The sequence below is a fragment of the Rhodococcus sp. 14C212 genome (assembly GCF_011058195.1).
GTDB classification, from domain to species: Bacteria; Actinomycetota; Actinomycetes; order Mycobacteriales; family Mycobacteriaceae; genus Rhodococcus; species Rhodococcus aetherivorans.
On the sequence record NZ_JAALEH010000222.1, the window covers coordinates 1 to 838 of the forward strand.

Below are 838 nucleotides of genomic sequence, written 5' to 3' on the forward strand. Positions count from 1 at the left end.
ATCACCACGCCCGAGCCGAAAAGCTCCGGCAGGCCACCACCGGCACCCGGCAACCGCTACAGTGAACCCTGCTCACGGGTGGGCACTTCCACCGGGCACAGTTGAGCACTTTCGATGAGCCTCATCACAGTAGCGACATCACCAATCGGTAATCAGTCACCCGTGCCTCCTGTTCGGTTTCACGCGCAGCCTGGTTGCTACGCGTGATGCCGACACGAGCACATTGGGACGGGCACCGCTACCCGATACTCATACGCGCGCTACCTGACCGTCAGAACCCCGCTTTCCGAAAGGCGTCCCTAACAGTCTGGTCCGGTGGAGAGCCCGTTCACCTCGGTGCGTCGGCGGATCGCTTTGCGCCGGAGCCGAAGGCGAGAACAGGTGACTGGATAACGTCACGGCACTTGTGTAGTACGTCCCCAAACACTGGACCCGGTCAAACGCCGATAACCAGGCCTTATGTCAGTCTTCGACGTTCGGGTTCTGCTCACCACCGGGAGTGCGCAGCCATCCGCAATTGCCCCGTGTACTTCTACTCAGGATCTTCAGCGTCCAGTTCGTGGTCGAGGGATGCTTCGCCCATCCATCTGAAATGGGCGGTTCGTTTCCCCAGCGCAGGTACAAGGTCGGCGGTACACGAACCGTCGGCGGTGACGTGCTTGTTGGCAACCTGTGCGGCATCGATCGTCACCAGGACGGAACCCAGATCAAGGGGGTTCCCCCTCGAGTGTGGACATCCTGAACACTGGGTCGTGAGGATCCAGAGGAAGAGATGTCACTGATGGTGATGAAGGCGTACTCGGCGGAGTTCAAGGCCGATGCCGTCGCGCTGTACCTG

Annotated in this window: 1 protein-coding gene; it reads right to left on the reverse strand. The window is 60.5% G+C overall.

The genetic code is table 11. The features are described from left to right. Window positions 1-532 precede the first annotated feature (532 nt). The gene (locus G6038_RS30795; RefSeq protein WP_165042709.1) at window positions 533-691 is read right to left on the reverse strand and encodes a hypothetical protein; all 159 of its coding nucleotides are present in this window, start codon (window positions 689-691) and stop codon (window positions 533-535) included. Window positions 692-838: the final 147 nt, after the last annotated feature.